Below are 23,279 nucleotides of genomic sequence, written 5' to 3' on the forward strand. Positions count from 1 at the left end.
CCCGCGTCAGGAGTGGCGCGGCCAGGAGCTCTCGCCGCCCGCGTCGGGACGCAGCCGGCGCACGGCGCGCAGGAGCAACTCCTCGTCGCGCGGGTTGGCCAGGAAGCCGCGCGCCTCCAGCTTGCGCGCCCGTTCGAAGCCCTCGTCGTCCGACGTGCCGTGGACGATGAGCGCGCCCTCGATGTGGACCTCTCCCGCGAGCAGCCCCTCCATGGCCTGGAGGGGGGCGAGCACCACGTCGGTGTCGCGCGTGTGCAGCACCTCCAGCGGCGTGGCGACGCGCGACGGGATGCCGTTGCGCGCCAGCGTGCGGGAGATGAGCACCGCGGTGACGGGCGGCCAGCCGTAGAGCATCAGCGGCGGGCTGGGCACTGCGGGACGGCGCGGCTCCTGCGCGGCCCCGGCCGTCTCGCGGATGCCATAGAGGGCGCTGAGCGCGCGGGACAGGGCGCTGTCGGAGGCCAGGTGCGGCTCCACGCGCGCCTTGCCGGACACGGCCCGCACGTCATCCACCGCGTCCAGCGACAGCGGCGCGGGCACGGCCAGGTGCAGGACCTCCTTGTCCTCGCGCGTCTCCAGCCGCAGCGGCACCACGCCGTACTGCCGGGCGATGCGCGCGGGCACCAGGTTCGTCAGCGCACGGTCGAGCGGATGCCGGTCCAGGTCCACGGCCTCCACGTCGAACTGAAGGGCCAGCCCGCGCAGGACGTCCGCCTCCGTGCACACGCCCTCGCTCACCAGGGCGCGGCCCAGGGGGACATGGACCTCATGGTGGTGCACCAGCCCCAACCGGAGCTGGCCTTTGTCGACCACTCCCAGCTCCAGGAGGATCTCCCCCAACGGGCGTCTGGTTCCGATTTCCATGCCCACTCAACGTGGCAACCGGCCCCGCACGCGACGACGGTCGGACGGGGGCCCGTCCGCCCGCCCGCCCTCAAGACGCGTGAAGGGGGAAGAGCGCCTCGCAGGTCTCCGGCTTGAAGCCCACCGTGACGGCGTCCTTCGTGACGAGCACGGGCCGCTTCACCAGCTTCCCGTCCTTCGCCAGCCACTCCACCAGGTCCGCGTCGGAGGCCGCGTCCACCTTCTCCTTGCCCAGCGCGCGGTAGCTCTGGCCGCTGGTGTTGAGCCACTTGCGCACGGACACGCCGCTCTTCGGAATCCACTGGCGCAGCTCCGCCACGGTGGGGGGCTGGTCCACGATGGGGCGCACGCGGTGGGCCACGCCCCGCGCCTCCAGCCACTTCAGCGCCTTCCGGCAGGTGTCACAGCCGGCGTACGCCAGCACGAGGATGTCGTCGGACATGCGCGGGCTTCTACCAGACCGCCAGGCATCGCGGCGCTCGTCTCCCCGCATGGAGGGCAGGCAAGCCGCCATGCTTCAGCACCTGCCCCACGGGGCGGCGAAGCGCATCCTTTCCAAAGCCATCCCATTCCCCGGAAGGAGACGCATGGAGGGCACTCGCGCCGAACCCATCCCCACCCTGGAGGAGCCGCTGGAGGTGCCAGCGAAGCGCCGGCGGGGCTGGTGGATTCCCGGGGTGCTGGTGCTCGTCGCGCTCCTGGCGTTCATCCTCTCGCGGCACAACGAGGAGCGGCAGTTCCTGGAGCTCCTGCGGCAGGCCCGGCCCGCGTGGCTGCTGGTGGCCGCCGCGTGCCAGGTGGGCACGTACCTGTGCGTGGCGGGCATCTGGTGGATGGTCCTGCACCGCGCGCGCATCAAGACGTCGCTCTGGTCGCTGGCGCGGCTGTCCTTGATGAAGCTCGCGTTCGACCAGGTGATTCCCACCGGCGGCGTGGGCGGGTCGCTGCTCGTGGGACGCGGGCTTCGCCGCGAGGGCGCGAGCCCCGGCACCGCCGCGGGCGCGGTGCTGCTCACGGTGCTGTGCTTCTACGTCGCGCAGGCGCTGGGCGTGGGGGTGAGCCTCTACTTCCTCTGGCGCAGGTCCGAGCTGAACGATTGGATCCAATGGCTCGTCACCGGCTTCGGCGTGGTGGCGTTGATCATCCCGCTGGGCATCCTCTGGGCCACGCGGCACCGCGAGTGGAAGCCGGGCCGCTTCGCCCGGCGCATCCCGTCCCTGGGCACCCTGCTCAAGGCCATCGCGGAGGTGCCGCCCGGCATGCTGCTCAACCCCGGCCTGCTCGCGCGCGGCGTCCTCCTGCAACTGGGCGTCTACGTGCTGGACGCGGCCACGCTGGGCGCCATGCTCCAGGCCCTGGGACAGGAGGTCCCCCTGAGCACCGTGTTCGTCAGCTTCATGGTGGCCTCCATGGCGGAGACGGTGTCCATCATCCCCGGTGGTGTGGGCACCTACGAGGCCGCGTCCGTGGGCATGCTCAACCTCTTCGGCGTCCCGGTGGAGGCGGCGCTCGCGGGCACGCTGCTCCTGCGCGGCTTCACGCTCTGGCTGCCCCTGCTTCCCGGCCTGTACTTGCTGCGCCACACCTTCCGCCGCCGCCCCGCGCCCGGTGGGCAGGCAGGCTGACTTCTCCGGAAGTCGCGGAAGGCTTCACGCCCACGCCGCCGCTTCCCGTGGCCGCCCGTCTTGCGCGATGGTTCGCTGTGAGCGTGGACGACACTGGAAGCGAGAGCGAAGCACTCATGAACCTGGGCCCGGCGCTGTTCCTCCACCCCGGCGTGAAGGTCCGGCCGTGTGAGTGGGGCATGGGCGTCTTCACCGACACCTTCATCGCCGCGGGCGAGCTCATCGAGGAGTGCCACTACCTCAAGGTCCCGCAGCGCCAGTGCCGGGGAGAACCGCTGGACGACTATGTTTTCGAGATCCGCTGGCACCGCCACGAGGAGCCCCGCAAGGGGGACTGGGTCGCGCTCGTGATGGGCTACGGCATGATCTACAATCACGCCAGCGACCCCAACGCGTCCTACAGCAGAGCGGAGGATCGCGATGTGTTCCGTTATCACGCACTGCGGGACATCCACCCTGGTGAGCAGATCTTCATCAGCTACGGAGAGAACTGGTGGAAGGCGCGGGGTGAGGAAGTTCCTCCCTGAGTCGCGCGCGCACCGTGTGCGCACCTGACCGGTGCGTTCGCACTTCATGCTCCGTGAGTGCGGCTTCTTCGTCGGGGAAGCCTGGAAACGTCCTGAAATGAATTCACCCGTGTCCGCGTGGGAAGCAACCAGTACAATGCGGGCCGCCTGTGCGCCGGTGCTTCGGGCCGCGCGGATGCGAGGAATGCCAGACATCATGCCATTGCGTCGTTTCTACCTGTCCTCCGCTCTCGTGCTGTCCGCCTCCGCCTGCACCGGCAACATCGGTGGGCAGGACGCGGAGCCTGAAAGCGCGGCGGCGCCCGCGCGGGTGCGCCGTCTGACGCGCGACGAGTACAACAAGTCCGCCTCCGCGGTGCTGGGCACCGAGGTCGACATCGCCCAGGGCTTCGCCGCCGAGGACACCATCCTCGGCTTCTCCACCCACGAGCGGCTCCAGGTGACGTCGCTGCTGGCGGATCAGCTCGACACCGCCGCGGTGACGCTGGCGGAGCAGGGCAAGTCACAACTGAGTGACCTCTACGCGTGCCCCAAGGGAAAGACGCAGGACGAGTGCGCGCGCTCCTTCATCCAGCGCGTGGGTGAGCGCGCCTTCCGCCGGCCGGTGACGGCGGAGGAGGAGACGGACCTCCTGACCCTCTTCAACGAGGGCAAGAAGGGCGGCACCATGGAGACGGGCGCGGAGCTGGTGCTCCAGGCGCTCTTCTCCTCCTCGTCCTTCCTGTACCGCACGGAGCTGGGGCCGGAGGGTGGCCGCAAGGGCCAGGTGGTGGAGCTGACCGCCTACGAGCTCGCCTCCGAGCTGTCCTTCATGGTGACCGGTGGACCGCCGGACGCCACGCTGCTGGCCTCCGCCAAGGCCGGCACGCTGTCCTCGCCCGACGAGCGCGAGGCCCAGACGCGCCGCCTGCTCAAGACGGAGGCCGCGCAGAAGAAGCTGCGCCAGTTCTTCGTGGAGTGGCTGGGGCTGAACGGCCTGGCCAAGGTCAACAAGAACAACCTGGTGTACCCGGACTACAGCGTGGACTTCCGCGACTCCATGGTCCGCGAGCGCGACGCCTTCGTCGACTTCATCGTGAAGGAGCACTCGGGCTCCGTGCAGGAGCTCCTGAGCGCCAACTACTCGTTCGTGGACGAGACGCTGGCGAACTTCTACGGCGAGCTGGAGCGCACCAACGTGGATGACGACACGGGCCTCGGCCGCGTGACGCTGCCGCCGGAGCGCCTGGGCATCCTCACGCAGGCGGGCGTGATGTCCACGTACGCCCACTTCGACTCGTCCTCGCCCATCAAGCGCGGCAAGTTCGTGCTCACGCGCCTGTTGTGCCGCACGGTGCCCGCGCCGCCGGCCAACGTGTCCACCATTCCCCCGGCCCTGTCGGAGGACGCCACCACCCGCGAGCGCTTCGCGGCGCACACCGACAACCCCGCGTGTGCCAGCTGCCACCGGACCATCGACCCCATGGGCTTCGGCATGGAGGACTTCGACGACCTGGGCCAGCACCGCACGGAGGAGAACGGCAGGACGGTGGACGCCAGCGGCGCGGTGATGGCCGCGGACGGCACCACCAACCTGGGCAGCTTCACCGGCGGCGCGCAGCTCGCGCGCTACCTGACGACGAGCGAGGAGCTGGCCAACTGCGTGCCGCTGCAGTTCGTGCGCTACGCCATGGGGCGTGACGAGCACGCCTCGGACAAGGAGCTGCTCGCCGCCATGCGCACCGGCCCCTACCGCACGGACCGCCTGAAAATCACCGAAGCGCTGGTCAGCCTGGTGCGTTCGTCTTCCTTCACCCAGCGGCGTCTGCCCACCCGTTGAGCTTTGACTTCCATGCCCCGCGACTTCTCCCGACGCAGCATCCTGAAGCTCCTGTCCGGCACGGCCATGGCGGCGCCCTTCGCGCACCTGCTCACCAGCTCCGTGGCCGAAGCGGCGGACGCCGCGCCCCTGCGCTTCATCGCCCTGTTCACCCCCCACGGCCTCCTGCCGGAGTACTGGGTGCCCAAGGGCAGTGACACCAGCTTCAACATCGACTTCGAGAACTCCGTCCTCCAGCCGCTCCAGCGCCACCGGGACAAGCTCCTGGTGCTGGACGGCCTGGACTACCGCGTCCTCTACGAGCACGGCCGCACCGGCCACGAGGGCGGCCCCGTCACCTTCCTCACCGGCAGCCAGGTGGAGGTGTCCAGCGGCGACGAGCTGCCCTCCGGCCCGTCCCTGGACCAGGTGATTGGCAACGCGGTGGGCGGCGCCACCCAGTTCCGCTCGCTGCAGCTGCACGCCTTCGAGCAGTTCGGCGCCCAGCACGTCTACAACAGCATCTCCTTCACGGAGAACGGCTCGCGCGTGCCGTTCGAGCTGAACCCCGCCAACGTCTACAAGCGCCTCTTCGGCAGCATGGGCGGCTCCGCGGCGGAGGCGCAGGCCATCCTGGCCAAGCGCAAGAGCCTGCTGGACTACCTCATCAAGGACGCCACCCGGCTGAAGTCGCGGCTGGCGGCCGCGGAGGGCACCAAGCTGGACACGCACCTGGCGGCGCTGCGCGACATCGAGCGGCGGCTCACCAACTCCGGCGCGCTCAGCTGCGCCAGGCCGGAGGCCCCCGGCGAGAGCGACCTGGGCGACATCAGCAACATGCCCGCCCTCACCGAGCTGCACATGGACCTCATCGCCCGTGCGTTCGCGTGTGATTTGACGCGCGTGGTGACCATGACCATCCCCGGGCCGTCCATGCCGTGGATTGGCATCGACGAGGACATCCACAACGACATCGCCCACCGCACGGACACCCAGTCGGAGCCGGCGCGCACCGAAATCCGCCTGCGCATGGTGGCGGTGCAGCGGTGGTACTCCGAGCAGGTGGCGCGGCTGATGGACGCGCTCAAGTCCATCCCGGAGGGCAGCGGCACGGTGCTCGACAACACCGTCATCCTGTGGGGGAACGAGCTGGGTGACGCGGCCGGCCACATGAACGTGTCCATCCCCACGGTGCTGGCGGGCGGTGCGGGCGGGAAGTTCCGCATGGGCCGCATGCTGTCCCTGCGCCCCGGCAAGGACCCGCTGGGCTCGTGGGAGGGCCCGGGCAAGCCGCTGGCGGGCGCGGTGGAGCACAACAAGCTGCTCACCTCCATTGCCCAGGCCTTCGGCGTGAACGTGGACCGCTTCGGCCACCCGGACTACGTGGGCACGCTGCCCGGCCTCACCTAGCGCCTCCACCTGGCGCCTCCTGGCGGCCTGGAAGGGCGCCAGGAAAAGACAACGGGAGCGGACCCCTGGGGCCCGCTCCCGTTTTCATTTCAGCGAGGCGACGGTGGGGACTACCCGCCGAGCGCGCCGTTGATGAGGGGCGCGAGGATGCTCATGCCCGCGTCCTCGTTGTTGTAGTTGTTGGCCGGCTCGTAGATGCGGATGCGCTGGTTGTTGTTGATGAAGCGCGACAGGAAGACGTCCATGGGGACGAACTCGCTGTGGCAGGCCCAGGACTGCCACGGGCTGTCGATGTACTCGTACCAGTACTTCTTCTCCATCCGCTGGCAGGCGTGCGCGCCCACGAAGGTGATGATGGTGCTGCAGTGGCTGGCGTTGATGGCGCGGTGGTGCGGGATGAAATAGCTGAAGTTGTTGTACTTGTTCAGCTCGGTCACGAACGCATCCTGGTCCTGCTTCCAGTACGCGTGGATGGACGCCTCGTCGTTGGGCGTCTTGAAACGCTCATACGAGTAGCGCGAATAGTTGTAGTCCATCGTGTAGCCCGTGTACGCGAGCTGATCGTTCGGGAACTCCGTGGCCACCATCTTGTTGATGGAGCCCATGTCGTTGATGTTGAAGCTGGCCGGCAGCTGGCTGAACACGGAGTCCAGGTTCCACGAAGAGCGGATCTGGTTGTGCAGCGGGCGCGACAGGGAGTTCGCGTTCGGCGCCATGAAGATGGGGCCGGAGTCGTTGATCATGTACCCCTTGGCCGGGTTGATGGCCTTGCGGATGAAGTAGTACCCGGCGGAGGTGGACGTGCCGCCCGCGCTGTAGCCCGTCACCAGCAGCTTCTGCACGCTGGGGAAGTTCTGCTTGGCGTAGTTCGCCGCGGCCAGCGTGTTGTTGTAGCCGTTGTGGTACCAGGTCAGCGGCGCCTGGCCGCCGGTGCTGTCCGTGTAGACCTTGGCGTTGTTGCCAATGTGCACGTCGCCCGTGCAGTAGGGCAGGTAGACGATGTTCCAGCCCTTGGTGACGATGTCCCGGCGGTCGCGGAAGGGCAGGCCCGGGTCCGCCCCGTTGACGATGGGGGACACGTACTTGGCCGTGAACTGCGTCATGTAGTCGTCGGCGATGCCGTTGGGGTTCGCCGCGCCCAGGATGCCCAGGCGGCCGCTACAGGAATCGTAGTCCCAGCACGCGCCACCGCCCTCCATCATGAACAGCAGGTTGGGCGAGCCCGTCTTGTGCACGAAGAACTTGTACTGCGAGCCGTTGCCACACTTCAGGCCGGGAAGCGCCACCTTCTGCCAGGGGTAGGTGTTGCCGCCGTCCACCAGCACGTCGACGATGCCTTCCACCAGCACTTCGGCATGCGCGGCGCCCACGGGGGCGGAGAGGGCCAGAAGGCTCATCCAGAGAAAACTTCTCATGCGGCTTCCTCCAAAGGGGGGAGTAGTGAGTGGGGTTGCGGCCGGGGATGATACGTTTTTGTTTATCAGCCGTAAGCGGGGAAACTTCGCTTGCGATGAAAATAGTGAATTCCATGTCGGGTGCAGCATTCCATCCAAAACGATTGGGATTGCCGTCCCGCGTCAGCCAGGAATTGAGAATTGACGCGCCAGGACATGTTTTAAATGTATCAATTGCGCGGTGCGTTGCCGTGAGGGGATGGCGTGGGTTGCGGCGGGTGCGGGGCGCGGGGTATGGCCTTGAACATGAGCACGCACGCGCGTTGGAAGCTGCCCCTGGGCACTGCGGGAGTCCTGGTCCTGGCGGTGGGGGCGTGGCTTGTCTTTGGCGGGCAGGCTCCGGAGGACGCCAGTCCGGTGGCGGCGCCCGCGCCCGTGACGCAGGCCCCCGCGCCGCCTCCGCCCGTGTTCGCGTCCACGCCGGCGGTGCCCCGCGCGAAGGACGGCGGGCTGGACCTGGTGGGCGCGGCCACGGCCCAGGTGCAGGCGGCGGCGCCGGACCCGGAGGCCGCCCCCTATCCGGTGGACCTGGAGGCGCTGCGCGCGAAGCTGCCGGGCAACCTGTACTTTGAAATGGACGCGCCCACGAAGGACCCGGCGGAGCTGAGCCGCCGCGAGGGCGTGAAGGCGAAGTGGAACGCCCTCTACGGCAAGGTGCTGTCCAACGAGGCCTCGGAGGAGGAGGTGCACCAGTACTACGAGCACCGCCGCCAGGTGTCCGAGGACGCCATCGCCTTCGCCACCACGATGCTGCAGGACTACGGCGACAAGCTGCCCTCGGAGCACCGGGGCCTGTTGGAGCTGAGCGTGAACATGCACCGCACGCGCCTGGCGGAGATTCCCCGCCAGGAGTCGGAGGCGCTGTCGCGCCGCGAGTCCCACGCCCAGCGGCAGAAGGAGTGGCGCGCGGGTGGCGGCCGTCAGCCCTGAAGCTCCCCGTCCGCGCCGGGGAAGGTGCGGATGAGCGGGGAGCGCACGGCGGAGGAGGCCACCCACAGCTGGTGGGAGGAGCGGGTGACGGCCACGTGCAGCCTGCGGCGGGCCTCGTCGTCCGCGGGGTAGGCGCGCGCGGTGACGTCCGGTAGGACGACGTAGTCGAACTCCAGGCCCTTCACGTTGTCCACGTCCGTCACGTCCACGCCGGGCTCGAAGGAGAAGTCGCCCTCCAGCACCAGCCGCGCCCAGGGCATCTCCCGGATGACGCGGTGGAAGGACTGGGCGGCCTCGCGGCTGCTGGCGATGACGCCCACCGACGCGTGCGGCTCGCGCAGCACCAGGTCTCGCAGGGCGTCTCCCAGGAAGAGCCACGCCTGGGCCTCGTCCGGGAAGTGGTGGAAGCCCACGGGCGCGCCCTCGCGGCCGGCCTTCGCGGCGGTGGCGGGGGACTGGGTGCCCAGCACGTGCTGCGCCAGCTCCACCACCGGACGCGGGCAGCGGTAGGACACCTGGAGCCGGCAGGTGGCGGCGTCGCGGATGCCCAGCTCCTCCAGCGCGGCGTCCCAGCCGGCGAAGCCCGCCGTGGTCTGTTGCACCTCGTCCCCAGCGAGCGTGCAGCTGCGGCTGTCTCCGAGCAGCTGGCTGACGACGAAGAGCTCGAAGAGGGAGAAGTCCTCCGCCTCGTCCAGCACCACGTGCGCCAGCCGCTCCGCGCCCAGCGCGCCCCGCTGCGCCTTGAGGAACATGAGGATGGGCAGGTCGTCCGCGTCCACGGTGCCCGCGAGCGCGTCGGGCGTGTCCGCTTCCAGCGCGCGCCCGTCCATGGTGACGAGGCGCTCCTCGTCGAAGCCCTTGTACTGGCGCGACAGCGGCGTGGCGGTCTGCTGTTTGGTGTGCTCCAGCACCTCCGCCACCACGGTGCGTGGCAGCTCTCCCTTCGCGTCCGCCACCACGGCCTCCACGAAGGCGCGGTCCAGGTACGCGTCCGCCAGCTTGATGCGCAGCCGGTCCAGCGTGGGGGGCAGGGCCTTGCCCTTGAACACGGGCACCCGGGCCGCCAGCGCGCGGCGCAGGGCGGGGTGGCGCTTGAAGCGCGAGACGAGCGAAGGCGTCTCCGGGGACAGCTTGATGCCCGGCACGCTGAAGGCGGAGCGTGCGGTGGCCAGCGACCAGGCCTCCAGCGTCTCCACGGACACCTTGCCCAGGCCCAGCGGCGCGAGCAGCCGGCGTGTGAGCCGGGCCAGGCCCGCCTCCGGGACGACGACCTTGGTGCGCGCCTGCGGGTACGTCTTCGCGTCGTCGAAGATGACCTTGGCCAGCCGGTGCAGCGCCACCGTCGTCTTGCCGCTGCCGGCGCTGCCAAGCACCAGCAGCGGTTGCTCCGGGCCGGTGCTGACGGCGGCGTACTGCTCCGCGTCCAGGAGCGCCGTCACGCCGAAGGCGTCCTCCACTTGCATGGCGCCCTTGCCCACGCCCAGGAAACCCGGCCGCGCGGCGGTGCCGCTGCCGCCGGAGAGCACGGAGGCCGCGTCACGGCCTCGCGCGTGCCAGCGGCCCTGCGCGTCGCGCTGGAGCAGGTGGGGGCCGGTGCTGATGCGGGTGAGGACGCCCTTCTCGATGATGACCAGCCGGCGCGCCTCCACCTCGCCTTCGGAGAGCCGGTCTCCGAAGTACTCCTCGAACGCGTCGCCCTCCTCGTAGTTGTAGAAGACGCGGGCGACGGGGGCGAACCTCCAGTCGATGACGCGCACGCCGGCGGCGAGGTTGGCGAAGCTGGTGCGGCCGAGCAGGTAGTCGCGCGCGCCCGTGGGCCCGGACAGGCGCAGGTGCGCGAAGTAGGGCGCGTTCGCGTCCGGCAGCGGGACGGCCTCCTGCCGCTCCAGCATGGAGCGCACCTCGTTCATCTGGGTGAAGACGTGCGGCAGGTCCGCGGCGTGCGCCGTGGTGGCGTCGTCGCGCAGCACCGCCAGCTGGGCCATCAGCCCCTGCGTGTCCAGCGTGCGCTCCGCGGCCTGACGGCGTGCCTCCGCCAGCGCCTGCTGCACGCGTGACAGCAGGGCCTCTTCCTCGGCGATGAGCGCGAGCGCCTCGGGCGACAGCTCCTGCTCCTGGCCGGCCATGATGTCTTTCCTTTCCGCCCGCGGGCGTTCGTGGAGCGGGCAAGGTGAACGCTGGCCACCTCCGGGTCAACCCGTTGGATTTCCGGGCCGACTTGCTAGATTGAGGATCGCGCTGGAGGCGCCCGTCCCTTCTCCCGGGTCCTCCCGCACGCGCGCTCCCCATCCACCCCGCCAGGTTGCCTCCCCAGGGGGTGGGGTGGTTGTCCGCGACTGATCGCTGAAGGGGTCTGTCTGTCGAATGGCGGCGCGCGCCGTGGGCGGGTGGCTTCTAACGGCACGCACGGCTTGCTTCCGTCCGCATCCATCCCGAACACGGAGGATGTACCGGATGACCTCGATGAATGCGCCGTTCCGCTGGACGCTGTCACTCACAGCCGCGCTGGGAATCGCCACGTCGGCGGGGGCGCAGGAGCCGGAGCCCCAGACGGAGACGGAGTCGTCCACGACGACCACGACCACCACGATGAGCTCGGAGGAGATGCCGAAGTCGGGGGGACACCACGAGGGCCGCGTCGGGCCGCAGTTCGCGGTGAGCGGCAACGTGGGCTTCGGCCTGGGCTACGTCTACACGAACGGCCAGGCCCCGTCCGGCGGCCTGGAGGACTTGAAGATCACCGACTCCGCGAAGGTCTCCTTCCCGGTCATCGCGGAGCTGGGCTTCCGGGTGACGCCGCGCTTCTACCTGGGCGTGTGGGGCAGCTGGGAGCCGGTGCTGACCAAGACGAACGAGCTGTCGTGCCCGGAGGGCTTCCAGTGCGACACCTTCCAGTGGCGCGTGGGGCCGGAGGTCCGCTACCACGTCCGGCCGGGCTCGAGCTTTGATCCCTGGATTGGCCTGGGCGTGGGCCTGGAGATCCTCAAGAGCCACGTGGAGGGCGACACGCAGGTGCAGGTCGCGCCGGGGGTGTTTCTCCCCACGCACGTGGACACGCACGTGACGGACCGGGGGCCCACCATCGCGCGCCTCACGCTGGGCGGTGACGTGCGGGTGGCGCGGTCCCTGTCGGTGGGGCCCATCATCACCGCGTCCGTGGGCCAGTACACGGTGCGCACCGGGACGCAGACGCTGGACATCACCGGCGTGGGCACCCGGGACCAGGGGCTTGCGCCCGTGGATGACGGCTTCCACGCGCTGTTCACCGTGGGCCTCCGCCTGGCGTTCCTGCCCCTGTAGCACCGCGTCGCGGTGGAGAACGTGAGGCGCCCCCTTGGAACCTGGGGGCCGGGTGAGGTGTCTTGGGGCGCGGCTCCCCACCTCCCCCGGAGGGTGCATGTCGTCTCGCAAGGTGTTCGTCGTGGTAGCCGGGCTGGCGCTCCTGCTGGCCGGCGTCTTCGTCTGGATGCGCGCCTCCGCGCCCGCCGCGGTGGTGCGCGATGAAGCGGTGGCATTCCCCGAACGGCCCGCGTCCGGCCCGGCGCGGGCCCCGGTGCGCGAAGGGGGCGGGGCGACCGCGCTGGTGGAACAGCCCATGCGGGACGCGGATGGCGCGTTGCGCGTGGAGACCGTCACGGCCTCGGGGCCGTTCGCGGGCGCGGAGGTGACGCTGTACCTGCGAGGGCCCGCGTCCCCGGGCTCACGGCTGCCGTCGTGGCGCGTGGCGGGGCAGGGCCGGACGGATGCGGCGGGAGCGCTGGTGCTGCCCGCGCGTCCGGGGCCCTATCTCGTCACCGCGCGTGCGCAAGGACTGGCGCTGGCGCGCGCGGAGGTGATGCGTCCCCACGGTGAAGCGGTGACGCCGGTGCGCCTCCTGTTGGAACCCGGTGTGTCGCTGACAGGCCTGACGGTGGAGCACGCGGGCGGCGCGCCCGTGCCGATGGCGGAGCTGACGCTGACGCCGCACACCGGCTTCGAGGACGCGCTTCCCGTGTTCCTCCAGACCGGCGCGTCGGTGCCGGACGAGGCGCGGCACGAGGCGCTCAGCGACGCACGGGGCGCGTTCGGATTCCACGGGCTGGCGCGCGGTGAATATCAACTGGAGGCGCGAGCCCCGGGCCACGCGCCCCGCCGCATCGCGCGCGTGCACGTGCCGGGGACGGACCTGCGCGTGGAGCTGGATGGATCCGCGTTCATCGAGGGCTTCGTCACCCGCGCGGATGGAACGCCCGCGCGGGGAGCGCGCGTGAGCGCCTGGGGCGAGGACGGTGCCGTGGAGGTGGAGACTGGAGACACGGGGAGCTTCTCGCTGGATGTGCCGCCCGGGTCGTTCCATGTGACGGCCCGTCTCGGAGCAGAGACGGGCGCGGCTGGGGGCGCGGTCATCGAGGGGCGGGGCATGACCGTGAAGGAGGAGACCGGCGCGGCCAGAGGCGCCATCGTTGTAGGACCCGGCATGACGGCGACGAATGCGACCGGCGCGGCCGAGGGCGCGGTCGTCGCGGGGCCGGGCATGACCGTGAAGGAGCCCCGCGCGGCTGGAGGCGCGATCGTCGCGGGGCCGAGCATGACCGTGGAGCCCCGCGCGGCCGGAGGCGCGGTCGTTACAGGGCCTGGCATGACGGTGAAGGCAGAGACCGGCGCGGCCGAGGGACCAATCGTCGTGGGGCCGGGCATGACGGTGAGGAACGTCCGGATCCGTCTGGGCGGCGCGGCATCGCTTACGGGCGTGGTGCGACGCAAGGACTCAGGGGAGGCCATCGCGGGGGCCACGGTGGGCGTGCGCGCGCATGGCGACCGGGCCGACCTGCTCCAGGCTCGCTCGGAGGCGGATGGACGCTTCGAGGTGGGCGGACTCGCGCCGGGCGCCTACGACCTTCAGGTGCGCGCTCCGGGCTTCCAGCCGCTCACGCGCACGGGGCTGGGCGTGCTCGCGGGACAGCGCTTCGAGCTGGTGCTGGAGCTCGCGGCTCCGGGACGCATCGAGGGCACGGTGGTGGATGGCGCGGAGGCGCCGCTCCCCGGCGTGACGGTGGTGGCCCAGCTCCGGTGGCGGCCACTGCCGGATGCGCTGCCCTCGGTGACGGACGCGCAGGGGCGCTTCACTCTGGAGGACGTTCCGGAGGGCACCGTGTACGTCGCGGCGCGCCGCGCGGACAGCGAGGACGAGGTGCGCCAGCCCGTGCGCGTGGAGGCCGGAAAGACGGCCACGACACGGCTGACGCTCGTGGGGGAAGGCGTGCTGGAGGGCACCGTGCGCAAGGAGGACGGGGCGCGGCCGTCCGGCGCGGTGACAGTCACCGCGCACCGGGTGGGGGCTCCGGCCTCCGAGTCCGTCGACGTGCCCGCGAAACCGGATGGAACGTGGTCGATGCGCGTGGGCGCGGGGCGCTACCAGTTGAGCGCGTGGCTGTCCGCGCTGCGCTTCCAGAACGGCGACCAGCAGCAGGTGGTGGAGCTGGAGGCGGGCGGCCGGCGCCACGTGGACCTCGTGGTGGGCGAGCCCAGGAAGCCGCTCCGCGTGACGGTGCTGGAGCCCAACGGCGCGCCCAGCGTCCACGCGACGGTGATGGCCACGGAATCAGGCCACACGGACATCCAGGCGGAGGAGATGACGGACGCCTCCGGCCAGGCGGTGCTGGCCCTGGACGGACTGGGCTCGGACGCATGGCGCGTCTGGTCCACGAATGGCGGACGGCAGGGCGAGGCCGCGAGCGTGTCCGCGTCCCAGAAGGAGCTCACGCTCCAGTTGAAGCCCGCGGCCCGGCTGAAGGGCACCGTCCGCTCCGCCGGTGGCCGCGAGGTGCGGGGCTTCACGCTGACCGTCACCGCGGCACGCGGCGAGGACGACTTCCTCTCCTCCGTGGAGCGTCAGTTCTCCGGGGCCTCCTTCCAGGTGGACGACGTCTTCCCCACGCGCGTCACCGTCACAGCCACGCTGCCGGATGGGCGCGCGGGCAAGGTGGACGTGACGCTCGCGTCCGGCGCGGAGGCCGCCGTGGAGGTGGTGGTGGAATCGGGCGGCAGTGTGTCCGGACGGCTGGTGGATGCGCGCACGAACGAACCGCTGGCGGGTGCGTATGTGGACGCGGACGGCATCGTGTCGCCCACCACGGGCGCGGACGGGCGCTTCGAGTTGAAGGACCTGGCCCCGGGCGCGCACCGGCTCACCGCGTGGGGCCGGGGGCGGGAGCTGGTGGACCGGCGGGTGCTGCTCGCCGGAGGGGCGACGCTGGCGTTGGGAGACTGGCGATTGGGGTTTCAGCGCGTGGAGCCGGGGCGGCTGGGCCTGAGCTTCGGCATGACGGGACGGGACGTCGTCATCAGCGGCATCGCGGAGGGCGCGGACGTGGCGGGCCTCCAGGTGGGGGACGTGGTGCGCTCCATCGACGGGGCGGTGGTGCTGGACACGGGCGAGGCGCGGCGGCGTGAGCTGGGCGCGCCGGGCAGCCCCGCGGTGCTCGCGCTCCAGCGGGGTGGCCAGGCGCTGTCACTCACGTTCATCCGCGCACGCTGACGGAGGCGCGGCTTGAAAGCGCGGGGCGGGCCCTGCCAGCATCCCGCGCATGGATGAGCGCTTCACCCCGGAGCACGAGGCGTTCCGCCGCACCGTGCGTCAGTTCGTCGAGAAGGAGCTGGCCCCGCACGCGCTGGAGTGGGACCAGGCCGGCGAGTTCCCTCGCGACGTGTTCCGCCGCTGCGGCGAGCTGGGCTTCTTCGGCATCAGCCACGACCCGGCGTATGGCGGCAGCGGGCTGGACTATTGGTACGTGGCCGCCTTCGCGGAGGAGCTGGCGCGAGCGCGCAACGGGGGCGTGGCCATGTCGCTCCTGGTGCAGGGGCAGATGGCCACGCCGGTCATCAACGAGCTGGGCACCGAGGAGCAGAAGCGCGAGTTCCTGGCCCCCGCGCTCACCGGCGAGCGCATCGCGGCGCTGGCGATGAGCGAACCGGACGCGGGCTCGGACCTGGCCCGGCTGCGCACCACCGCGCGCAGGGACGGCGACGACTACGTCATCCAGGGCGCGAAGACGTGGATCTCCAACGGCGCCCGCGCGGACTTCCTGGTGCTGGCGGTGCGCACCGGAGGGGAGGGCGCGCCGGGCATCTCGCTGGTGACGCTGCCCACGGACGTGAAGGGCTTCTCCGTGTCGAAGAAGCTCCAGAAGGTGGGCCACCGCTCGTCGGACATGGCCATCCTCTACTTCGAGGACTGCCGCATCCCCGCCCGCTACGTGCTGGGCCGGGAGAACGACGGCTTCTTCCACATCATGAACAGCTTCCACGCGGAGCGCCTGGTGACAGCGCTCTACACGGTGGCGGTGATGGACGACCTGATTCGTGAAGCCATCCGCTACGGCCGCGAGCGTCAGGCGTTTGGAAAGCGGCTGCTGGACTTCCAGGTGTGGCGCCACACCTTCGTGGACCACGCCACCCGCGTGGAGGCGGCGAGGCAGCTCACCTATCAGGCGGTGCAGCTCTTCAATCGCAAACGCAAGCAGAAGCCGGTGAAGGAGATCGCCATGGCCAAGCTCCTCACCACGGAGCTGGCCCAGCGCGTGGCCTACGACTGCCAGCAATTCTATGGCGGCATGGGCTACGTGGAGGAGTCGCACGTCGCGCGGGCCTGGCGCGACGTGCGCATGCTCACCATCGGCGGAGGCACGTCCGAGGTGATGAAGGAGATCATCGCCGGGACGATGGCGCTGTAGCGTCAGGCGGCCTTCTGGTCCTGGGTGCCTTCCAGCCAGCGGGCCGCATCCGCGCCGTTGCCCTTCCACACCGTCGGCGTGCCGTCCACCGTGCGCCGCGCCACTTCCAGCTCCCAGCCCACCTTCACGGGCCCGACCTTGAATCCGGGCGCCATGGAGACGCCGCGCTGCGTGTACGACGTCTCCTTGTACTCCACGGCCGCGTCCTTGCCGGCCTTCTCGAACGCCCCCGGCACATCCCCCTCGAGCAGCTTGCCGAACGCGCCGTTCTTCACGAGCGTGCCGGGGTTGCCCTCGATGCTGACCTCGTAGGACGTGCCCTTGCCGTTGCCCTGGACCAGGCCGGCGCCCTCCACCGTCAGCGTGACCTTGCTGCGCGAGTTCGCCGCCATGTCCTTGAGCGCGGGGCCGAGCGCGGCCTTCGGGTCCTTGAGGATTTCGTCTGTCCTTGCCCCGGCGGGCAGCGGGATGCGCGTCTCCACCTCCAGCTTGCCGCTGCCCTTGAGCGACGTGCCCACCTTCACTCCGCCCTTGATGGGCAGCTTCATCCGGTCCGGACCGACGATGGACCTGTCCACCTCCAGGTTCCGGTTCGGACCGCCCCCCACCTCCACCTGGACGGCGTCCTTGATGACGACCTCGGGCGGCTTGCCCTCCGGGAACTCGATGCGGACCGTGCGGTCCGAGCGCGCCTTGCCCCCCACGTCCAGGTTGTTCACCAGCGGGCCGCCCGGGACGGGGATGTCCGCGGCGAACTGCGCGGCGCCCGTGCCACGCAGCTCCACGGCGGCCATCTTGCTCTGCAGCCACTCGATGTCCTCCTTGGGAGGCATGTCGGCCGCGCCCGCGATGTTGGCCTGCATGCCTGTCTTCATGCGGTCCATGATGCGATTGGCCCGGGCCACCTCGGCGGGCGTCTCGAACTTGAACTCCACCTTGCCGCCGCCGCCGGCGAGCAGCTTCGCGTCGAGCTTGCTGTTCTCGAAGCCCACGCCGCCCAGGACCTCCGAGTCGATGCTCAGCCGGTAGTTGGGCCCCGGCTCGCGCGCGCCCGTGTCCGGGTTGGTGCGCATGCCCTCTTCGCAGCTGACCTCAATCTGCGCGCGCGTCTGGAGGCGGCCAATCTTGTAGCCGCCGTCGAAGCCGCCGGACGTGGAGAACTTGTCCCCCGGCTTCATGGACTCGATGTCCACCTGCGAGCCCGTCACGTCGGTGCCGGCCCCCAGCACCTTGAGGGCCCCGTCCACCTTGGACTCCAGCCAGGTGAAGCCAGGCACGTTGTCGCGAGCGCTCTGCAGCAGCATGTCCATCGCGCCCTGCGGCTGCGCGGTGCCACCCACGCCGCCCGCGGCCAGGCCCTCCGGCTGCACCTGACCCGCGACGCCGCCCTCGAGCCCCAGGCCTCCCGCGCCATCATTCCCGGCCCCGCCGGCCACGGGGCCCGCCTGCGTGCCGCCGCTGACGCCGCCCGCCGCGATGCCCCCCGGACCTCCGGCCGGAGCCGCGTGGCCTCCAGCTCCGGCCGGAGCCGCCTGTCCCCCTACACCGGCCGGACCCGCGCGCCCGCCGCGCACCTCGAACCCGTCTCCCGGACGCCCGACTGCGGGCCGCTGCGCCGGACGGTTCGCGGGGCCCGGCGACGGGGCCTCCGGAAGCCGGCGGGGGGCGACGGGAGCGGGGGAGGGCTGCATGCGGGACAGGAAGGTCATGACCGGAGCTCCAGGGCGGGTGGAGGCCCGCCTTGCTCCTTCAAGTCACCGGGAACGGAATTGTTTTGCATTTCCGTCCGCCACTTTTCCGAAGCCCCTGGAGTTTCAGGAGGTTGCCCAACGCCCCGGGGTCTACTTCCCCAGGATGCCGCCGAGCATTCCGCCCAGCCCGCCGCCGCCCTGGGGGCCGCCGCCACCGGAGCCGCTCGCGAGCATGGGCGCCACGGCGAGGATCTTCCCCACCAGACCCGGGTCCAGGCGGGACTTGAGGAAGTTGAGGAGCAGGGGCGCGACCAGGGTGGCCTTGCTCGCGTCCAGGTTGAAGCGCTGGAGGATGGCCACCACGCCGGCAATCTCTCCCGCGTGGGCCGCCGCGCCGCCCAGGGCGCCCATCAGGCCGCCACCCCCGCCACCACCGCCGCCACCACCGAGCATGCCGCCCAATGCGCCCATCAGGCCGCCGCCGTCGCCCGCCGGGGCCTGGGCCGCCTGCTGCTGCCAGCCCTGCATCTCCGGGATGGCCTGGTCCATCTGCCGGGCCGCGTCCGGGCCCACCTTCTCCTGCACCGTGCCCTGCACCAGCTTCAGGAGCGAACCCGCGAGCCCCTGTGCCTGCGTGCCATCCACTCCAAGCTGCTGCGAGAGCTGTCCGATGAGGTCCATGCGCCGCGCTCCTTCACGTGAGTCCCAAGAGAGAGGCGGCGGTTGTAGCGGGCCGAGCCGGGGCGCTGGCCGGAAAACCGGCGCGAGCGTTCGTCGGCGGACGCCCGGAGGGGACCCTACAGTCGGGTGAAGGACCAGCTCAACGCTCGGCCGCCCTCGTAGGGCATGACGCCGTGGAAGGGGCGCGGGTCCGCGTCGAACACCAGCGGCAGGAAGTGCCGGTCTCCGTCCCACAGGTTCAGGGACAGGATGGACGACACGGGGACCCAGGACAGGGAGCCCTCGGGGTTCTTCTCCAGGGGCGTGCCCTCGAAGGCGTCGATGCGGAAGATGAAGCCCAGCCAGTCCTCGCCGTGCTTGCCGAAGCCCGGCCAGGACAGGGTGCCGCGCAGGACCATGCGCGTGCACTCGATGCCGGCCTCCTCGCGAATCTCGCGGCGCATGCACGCCGCGATGTCCTCGTCGCGGTCCATCTTGCCGCCCAGGCCGTTGTACTTGCCGTAGTGGGCGTCCTCCGGACGCGCGTTCCGGTGGATGAGCAGCACCTGCTGGCCGTCCGGCGACATCACGTAGCCCAGGGTGGCGACGATGGGGGTGTAGGGCATGGCCCCCGGTTCGTCGCCTGATTCGGGCAGGGCGTCAATAGTTCCAGGCGGTGCAGTCGGTCGTCGTGCGCGTGACGAACTCCGCCAGCGTGCGCATGTTCCGCGCGAACGTGCTCGTGTCCAGGTAGTCCCCCGGCGTGGCGCCACTGCGCGGGCCGCCCGGGCTGTAGGTGGTGATCCACCGCTCGTTGTTCACGGCCGTGTCCACCGCCTGGGCCGTGTCGGCGCGCAACTGCTGGCACGAGCGCTTCATCACGGTCGTGTCGGTGGCCAGCCGGTTGTACTCCGCGCGGATGGCGGCAAGCTGTGAAGGGACCTCCCAGGCATAGTTCTGGTACGTCGGCGGCGCGGTGGTGAACTGGGCCGGGTAGCCGCCCGCCTTCACCGTGTAGAAGCCGATGTTCGACGGGGAGGTGTCGTCGAGCTCGATGTAGCGGGAGAGAAGTGTGTCATTGGCGTAGTCGACGGTCTCCAGATACGTGAGCGCCGTGCCGACCGCGGCGCGGTTCGCCGGGACGCTCGGGTCGAGCTGGTAGAGGCGCAAGAGCGCCCACATGACGTCCTGGCTCTCCTGTCCCGCGATGGCCGGCGCCTCCCAGCTGCGCGCCCAGCGGGGCTGCATCTGGATGTCATATTGCTGCGCCCAGGCGGGCTGGGGCTGCGGCATCTGCGCGCGGCGGAGGAAGTCACCGTACGCGGTGCGCATGGACTGATACGTCGTGGCCTGCGCGGGGTAGATCTCCTTCGCCCAATACAGCATCTCCACGAAGGACGTCGCCAGGTTGTCATTCAGCGTCGGGTCGTCCCAGTACTCGGTCGTGTAGGAGTTCGCGTAGCAAGTCGCGAGGCCGCACGAGGTGCCAATCGACGGCGGGTAGCTCGCGGAGAGCGCGGGCCGCGCGGCGACGGGGCCGGCGAATCCCTGGGGGAAGCCGCCATTCGTGGGGAACTGCGAGGTCTCCACCCGCGCGCGGGCGTACGCGGAGGAGCCGGAGATGTCCGTGTTCGCGAACCCGAGGAGCTGGTCGGTGCGCATCATCGCGATGAGCGCGTTCTGCGTGACCTGGTCGTCATAGGCCGTCACCGTGCAGCCGCCACAGCCACAGCTCGCGGTGGTGTTGAGGTAACAGGCCTTGATGGTCGGCGTCGGCTTGAAGTCCGCGTAGAGCCGCCAGCCGCCGGACTTCACCTGCCCGTGGCGCAGCGCCATCGCCGCGTCCAACGCATAGGTCTTCAGCGCCGGAGTCGCCGGGTCCGCGAGCGCCGCTTCGACGAACGCGATGGTGACATCCGACGTCCCAGGCGACTGGATCATGATCTGATCCACGTCGAGCTGGATGTCGCCCCAGCGTTCATTCAGGTTGGTGGCGTTGTGATGCCACGCATAGCCGCCGTGGCGCGCGACGTTGTCATGGAAGTACTTCGCCGCGTTCCGCATGCGGCCCAACGCCTTCTGCCGGAGCGGCGTCGTGGCCGCCTGTTCGGACTCACCAAGTTCGGCGTCCGGTGAAGCACAAGCCAACGTGGAGACGATGGGGAGGAGTGCGAGCACGAGGTGCTTTTTCATGGGTGTGACTCGTAGCACACCCGGCCCGCACTCCTGGAGGGGCCGCGCCTAGAAGCAGGTGCAGGCGGCCTTGTAACACTTGCCCAGGCGGAAGCCCTTCGCCACACAGCTGGCGTTGCACTCCTCGGCGTAGCACTCCACCTGCGACGCTTCCGCGGTCGCGGGCGTGGACAGCGCCAGCGTGGCGCCAAAGGAAACGAAGGCACCCGCGCCCATCGCGAACAGCACCCGGCCCGCCTTCTTCAACGACGTCATCATGTGTGTCTCCCGGTGAGGATGTTTCGGCTTCAATCATACCTCAACCTGGAATTCAGTTCATCGCCGCAATACAAGTGAAGTCTTCCTCACGTTGAGAATGGGCGAGGAGGGAGGTGACAATGGGGGCGTGCGCGTCCTGCTCCTCGTTCCACTCCTGCTCCATGCCGGTTGCGCCACCGTCGACCTGCTGCGCGGACCGCATCGCTACACGCAGGACGAGATGGCCCTCATCCGGACGGACGCGGCGGCGCGCTTCCGCTGTCCTGAAGCGCAGCTCCGCGTCGTCCCCGAGCACTACATTGAAGCCATCTGTGACGGTACCCCCGACAGCGAGTGGGAGATCGTGCGGGTCGAGGGCTGTGGCCAGTGGCTCCACTACGGAGATGCCGAAGGGGGACTCCAGCCCGTGGAGCGCGAAGTGGGAGATGCCTCCCTGGGCTCTCCCTGGCTCAACGACCGCGTCTACACGCCCGCGTTCCCTTCGCATGCGCATTCGCCGGAAGAGGTGCTGCGCGTACGTGAGCTCGCGGCCACCCACCTCCATTGTCCCGTGAACGCGCTCGCTGTCAGCCGCCGCATGGTCTCCTTGGACAATGTGGAAGTGGACGGCCGGGGGTTCTCTCCCGGGCCACGTGAAGAGATCCTGGTCACGGGGTGTGGGCAGTACGGCCTCTACGCCGTTCATCAGGGAGCGATCATCTCCCTGGATGTGGACCGTCTGCCGTCGAGGCGCCTCGAACGCGTGCCCGCGTGGCTGGAGAAGGCGCTGATTTCGCCCGTCGTCCCCTAGCGGGGCCGTGCGTCTCCCGGGGTGAGCTTCCACAGGCGGCCGTTCGAATCGTCCGTGAGCAGGTAGAGCGCGCCGTCAGGTCCCTGGACCACCTCGCGGATCCGCGCGTTGCGCTCCGTGAGCAGGCGCTCCTCGCCGACCACGCGGTCGTCCTTCAGCACCAGCCGCACCAGCGCCTGGCTGGACAGGCCGCCGATGAAGAAGTTCCCCTTCCACTCCGGGAAGAGCGCCCCCGAGTAGATGGTGAGCCCCGAGGGCGAGATGACCGGATCCCAATAATAGACAGGCTGCTCCATGCCCGCGGCCTGCGTCGTCTTGTGGATCGGCTCGCCCGAATACTCCTCGCCATAGCCAATCGTGGGCCAGCCGTAGTCCTTGCCCGCCTCCGGGCGGTTGAGCTCATCGCCTCCGCGCGGTCCCATCTCGACAATCCAGAGCCGCTGCTGGGCGTCCAGGGCCGCGGAGAGGATGTTGCGGTGTCCGGAGGACCAGATCTCCGGCCGGGCGTCCTTCCTGCCCACGAAGGGATTGTCCTTGGGGATGGAGCCATCCGGGTTGATGCGGACCACCTTCCCGAAGTCGCTCTTCAGGTCCTGCGCCTGGACGCGGCCGGGGAGGATGGAGCGCTCGCCGAGCGTGACGAAGAGCTTGCCGTCTGGCGTGAACACGAGCCGTCCGCCCGCGTGCAGCGTGGACTCGAGCGTGGGCTGCATGCGGAAGATGACCTGGAGACCTTCGATGCGAGGCTTCGGGCCGTCCACCAGCTTCGCGCGCGCCACCGCGAGCCCGTTGCCGCCCTCGCGCGGCTCGTAATAGGTCCAGTAGATGAGCCCGCTCTTCGCGTAGTCGGGCCCCACCTCCACGTCGAGCAGGCCGCCCTGTCCCCGGCCGTCGACCTTGGGGAGCCCCGCCACCGGAGGCGACTTCTTGCCCGCGGCGGTGACGATGGAGAGCGAACCCGTGGGCTTCTCCGTGACGAGGAAGCGCCCATCCGGCAGGAACGCGATGGCCCACGGCTTGTTGAAGCCCGAGGCGATCTCCGTCACCACGATGGGCGTGCGCGTCTTCACCGCCGGAGCGCGCGTCTGCTGCGGGAACGCGGGCTTGAACTCCGGGACGTTCGGGGGCGCGGTCTCCACGGGCGCTCCCGCGGGGATGTCACCCTGTCGCGGCACGGACTGCTGGCTGTCACCCCCGCGGCCCGGGGCGAGGTTGCCCTCCTGTCGCGTGGACGGACGGGGTGTCTGGGCCTCCACCTCGGGGGCGGCGCTCAGCAGGAGGGAGGCGAGGAGCGGGGTCACGAGTCCATGGCGCATGGGGTGACTCTCCGCCGGGACGGGCGGGACGTCACCCGCCGACGCGCATTC

The 23,279-nt window shown here is 70.2% G+C and carries 19 protein-coding genes; 9 read left to right on the top strand and 10 right to left on the bottom strand.

The genetic code is table 11. The annotated features are described in order from the left end of the window. Positions 1-6: 6 nt before the first annotated feature. Together ACX114_RS10380 and ACX114_RS10385 are read right to left on the bottom strand one after the other, a co-directional pair. Complete coding sequence (locus ACX114_RS10380; protein ID WP_459297147.1) at positions 7-864, bottom strand: GspE/PulE/PilB domain-containing protein; 858 nt, start codon at positions 862-864, stop codon at positions 7-9. A 70-nt stretch (positions 865-934) separates the two neighbouring features. After that, positions 935-1,306 (bottom strand): Spx/MgsR family RNA polymerase-binding regulatory protein, encoded by a 372-nt coding sequence (locus ACX114_RS10385; protein WP_459297149.1) that lies wholly within the window; start codon positions 1,304-1,306, stop codon positions 935-937. 145 nt (positions 1,307-1,451) lie between these two features. On the opposite strand from ACX114_RS10385, the gene ACX114_RS10390 reads away from it, so the two are divergent. From ACX114_RS10390 to ACX114_RS10405, 4 genes are all read left to right on the top strand, one after another. Continuing rightward, positions 1,452-2,489, top strand: coding sequence for a lysylphosphatidylglycerol synthase transmembrane domain-containing protein (locus tag ACX114_RS10390; protein WP_459297151.1), 1,038 nt, complete (start codon positions 1,452-1,454; stop codon positions 2,487-2,489). A 116-nt stretch (positions 2,490-2,605) separates the two neighbouring features. Next, positions 2,606-3,016, top strand: coding sequence for an SET domain-containing protein-lysine N-methyltransferase (locus ACX114_RS10395; RefSeq protein ID WP_120564838.1), 411 nt, complete (start codon positions 2,606-2,608; stop codon positions 3,014-3,016). 196 nt (positions 3,017-3,212) lie between these two features. Continuing rightward, complete coding sequence (locus ACX114_RS10400) at positions 3,213-4,835, top strand: DUF1592 domain-containing protein (protein WP_459297154.1); 1,623 nt, start codon at positions 3,213-3,215, stop codon at positions 4,833-4,835. A 12-nt stretch (positions 4,836-4,847) separates the two neighbouring features. Next, a complete protein-coding gene (locus ACX114_RS10405) occupies positions 4,848-6,224 on the top strand; it encodes a DUF1552 domain-containing protein (RefSeq protein WP_459297156.1) in 1,377 nt (458 codons plus the stop codon). Between the two features lie 110 nt (positions 6,225-6,334). Here the strand turns inward: ACX114_RS10405 and ACX114_RS10410 are convergent, their stop codons facing one another. After that, on the bottom strand, positions 6,335-7,621 hold the full coding sequence (locus ACX114_RS10410; protein ID WP_459297158.1) for a pectin acetylesterase-family hydrolase: 1,287 nt from the start codon (positions 7,619-7,621) through the stop codon (positions 6,335-6,337). A 303-nt stretch (positions 7,622-7,924) separates the two neighbouring features. Between ACX114_RS10410 and ACX114_RS10415 the strand changes: the two genes are divergently transcribed. Next, positions 7,925-8,608 (top strand): hypothetical protein, encoded by a 684-nt coding sequence (locus ACX114_RS10415; RefSeq protein WP_459297160.1) that lies wholly within the window; start codon positions 7,925-7,927, stop codon positions 8,606-8,608. On the opposite strand, the gene ACX114_RS10420 is transcribed toward ACX114_RS10415, so the two are convergent. Then, positions 8,599-10,734, bottom strand: coding sequence for an ATP-binding domain-containing protein (locus ACX114_RS10420; RefSeq protein WP_459297162.1), 2,136 nt, complete (start codon positions 10,732-10,734; stop codon positions 8,599-8,601). The two genes, ACX114_RS10415 and ACX114_RS10420, sit on opposite strands and share 10 nt — an antisense overlap. Before the next feature lie 328 nt (positions 10,735-11,062). Between ACX114_RS10420 and ACX114_RS10425 the strand changes: the two genes are divergently transcribed. The 3 genes from ACX114_RS10425 to ACX114_RS10435 all read left to right on the top strand — a co-directional run bounded on the left by ACX114_RS10425 (position 11,063) and on the right by ACX114_RS10435 (position 16,320). Then, positions 11,063-11,908, top strand: a complete 846-nt coding sequence (locus tag ACX114_RS10425) for a hypothetical protein (RefSeq protein WP_459297164.1) — start codon at positions 11,063-11,065, stop codon at positions 11,906-11,908. Between the two features lie 97 nt (positions 11,909-12,005). Further along, positions 12,006-15,125, top strand: coding sequence for a carboxypeptidase regulatory-like domain-containing protein (locus ACX114_RS10430; protein WP_459297166.1), 3,120 nt, complete (start codon positions 12,006-12,008; stop codon positions 15,123-15,125). Positions 15,126-15,174: 49 nt separating this feature from the next. Beyond that, positions 15,175-16,320 (top strand): acyl-CoA dehydrogenase family protein, encoded by a 1,146-nt coding sequence (locus tag ACX114_RS10435; RefSeq protein ID WP_459297168.1) that lies wholly within the window; start codon positions 15,175-15,177, stop codon positions 16,318-16,320. Between the two features lie 2 nt (positions 16,321-16,322). On the opposite strand, the gene ACX114_RS10440 is transcribed toward ACX114_RS10435, so the two are convergent. The 5 genes from ACX114_RS10440 to ACX114_RS10460 all read right to left on the bottom strand — a co-directional run bounded on the left by ACX114_RS10440 (position 16,323) and on the right by ACX114_RS10460 (position 21,122). Next, on the bottom strand, positions 16,323-18,029 hold the full coding sequence (locus ACX114_RS10440; RefSeq protein WP_459297170.1) for a hypothetical protein: 1,707 nt from the start codon (positions 18,027-18,029) through the stop codon (positions 16,323-16,325). A 132-nt stretch (positions 18,030-18,161) separates the two neighbouring features. After that, positions 18,162-18,692, bottom strand: coding sequence for a DUF2780 domain-containing protein (locus ACX114_RS10445; protein WP_459297172.1), 531 nt, complete (start codon positions 18,690-18,692; stop codon positions 18,162-18,164). Positions 18,693-18,808: 116 nt separating this feature from the next. After that, the gene (locus tag ACX114_RS10450) at positions 18,809-19,297 is read right to left on the bottom strand and encodes an NUDIX hydrolase (protein ID WP_223761716.1); all 489 of its coding nucleotides are present in this window, start codon (positions 19,295-19,297) and stop codon (positions 18,809-18,811) included. Positions 19,298-19,331: 34 nt separating this feature from the next. Continuing rightward, positions 19,332-20,864 (bottom strand): pectate lyase, encoded by a 1,533-nt coding sequence (locus ACX114_RS10455; protein WP_459297174.1) that lies wholly within the window; start codon positions 20,862-20,864, stop codon positions 19,332-19,334. A 48-nt stretch (positions 20,865-20,912) separates the two neighbouring features. Then, positions 20,913-21,122, bottom strand: a complete 210-nt coding sequence (locus ACX114_RS10460; protein WP_014394946.1) for a hypothetical protein — start codon at positions 21,120-21,122, stop codon at positions 20,913-20,915. 127 nt (positions 21,123-21,249) lie between these two features. On the opposite strand from ACX114_RS10460, the gene ACX114_RS10465 reads away from it, so the two are divergent. Beyond that, positions 21,250-21,912 carry a hypothetical protein gene (locus ACX114_RS10465; protein WP_459297177.1) on the top strand — a complete coding sequence of 221 codons (663 nt, stop codon included), beginning with the start codon at positions 21,250-21,252 and terminating at the stop codon, positions 21,910-21,912. Here the strand turns inward: ACX114_RS10465 and ACX114_RS10470 are convergent. Further along, complete coding sequence (locus tag ACX114_RS10470) at positions 21,909-23,228, bottom strand: PQQ-dependent sugar dehydrogenase (RefSeq protein ID WP_459297179.1); 1,320 nt, start codon at positions 23,226-23,228, stop codon at positions 21,909-21,911. The two genes, ACX114_RS10465 and ACX114_RS10470, sit on opposite strands and share 4 nt — an antisense overlap. Positions 23,229-23,279: the final 51 nt, after the last annotated feature.

This window comes from Corallococcus sp. M7 (genome assembly GCF_054512695.1).

Coding starts and splice junctions, on each gene's coding strand:
- ACX114_RS10400 (WP_459297154.1), top strand. CDS start 3,213: ATGCCATTGCGTCGTTTCTACCTGTCCTCCGCTCTCGTGCTGTCCGCC.
- ACX114_RS10395 (WP_120564838.1), top strand. CDS start 2,606: ATGAACCTGGGCCCGGCGCTGTTCCTCCACCCCGGCGTGAAGGTCCGG.
- ACX114_RS10420 (WP_459297162.1), bottom strand. CDS start 10,734: ATGGCCGGCCAGGAGCAGGAGCTGTCGCCCGAGGCGCTCGCGCTCATC.
- ACX114_RS10460 (WP_014394946.1), bottom strand. CDS start 21,122: ATGATGACGTCGTTGAAGAAGGCGGGCCGGGTGCTGTTCGCGATGGGC.
- ACX114_RS10445 (WP_459297172.1), bottom strand. CDS start 18,692: ATGGACCTCATCGGACAGCTCTCGCAGCAGCTTGGAGTGGATGGCACG.
- ACX114_RS10470 (WP_459297179.1), bottom strand. CDS start 23,228: ATGCGCCATGGACTCGTGACCCCGCTCCTCGCCTCCCTCCTGCTGAGC.
- ACX114_RS10430 (WP_459297166.1), top strand. CDS start 12,006: ATGTCGTCTCGCAAGGTGTTCGTCGTGGTAGCCGGGCTGGCGCTCCTG.
- ACX114_RS10415 (WP_459297160.1), top strand. CDS start 7,925: ATGAGCACGCACGCGCGTTGGAAGCTGCCCCTGGGCACTGCGGGAGTC.
- ACX114_RS10425 (WP_459297164.1), top strand. CDS start 11,063: ATGACCTCGATGAATGCGCCGTTCCGCTGGACGCTGTCACTCACAGCC.
- ACX114_RS10380 (WP_459297147.1), bottom strand. CDS start 864: ATGGAAATCGGAACCAGACGCCCGTTGGGGGAGATCCTCCTGGAGCTG.
- ACX114_RS10410 (WP_459297158.1), bottom strand. CDS start 7,621: ATGAGCCTTCTGGCCCTCTCCGCCCCCGTGGGCGCCGCGCATGCCGAA.
- ACX114_RS10385 (WP_459297149.1), bottom strand. CDS start 1,306: ATGTCCGACGACATCCTCGTGCTGGCGTACGCCGGCTGTGACACCTGC.
- ACX114_RS10405 (WP_459297156.1), top strand. CDS start 4,848: ATGCCCCGCGACTTCTCCCGACGCAGCATCCTGAAGCTCCTGTCCGGC.
- ACX114_RS10390 (WP_459297151.1), top strand. CDS start 1,452: ATGGAGGGCACTCGCGCCGAACCCATCCCCACCCTGGAGGAGCCGCTG.
- ACX114_RS10435 (WP_459297168.1), top strand. CDS start 15,175: ATGGATGAGCGCTTCACCCCGGAGCACGAGGCGTTCCGCCGCACCGTG.
- ACX114_RS10440 (WP_459297170.1), bottom strand. CDS start 18,029: ATGACCTTCCTGTCCCGCATGCAGCCCTCCCCCGCTCCCGTCGCCCCC.
- ACX114_RS10455 (WP_459297174.1), bottom strand. CDS start 20,864: ATGAAAAAGCACCTCGTGCTCGCACTCCTCCCCATCGTCTCCACGTTG.
- ACX114_RS10450 (WP_223761716.1), bottom strand. CDS start 19,297: ATGCCCTACACCCCCATCGTCGCCACCCTGGGCTACGTGATGTCGCCG.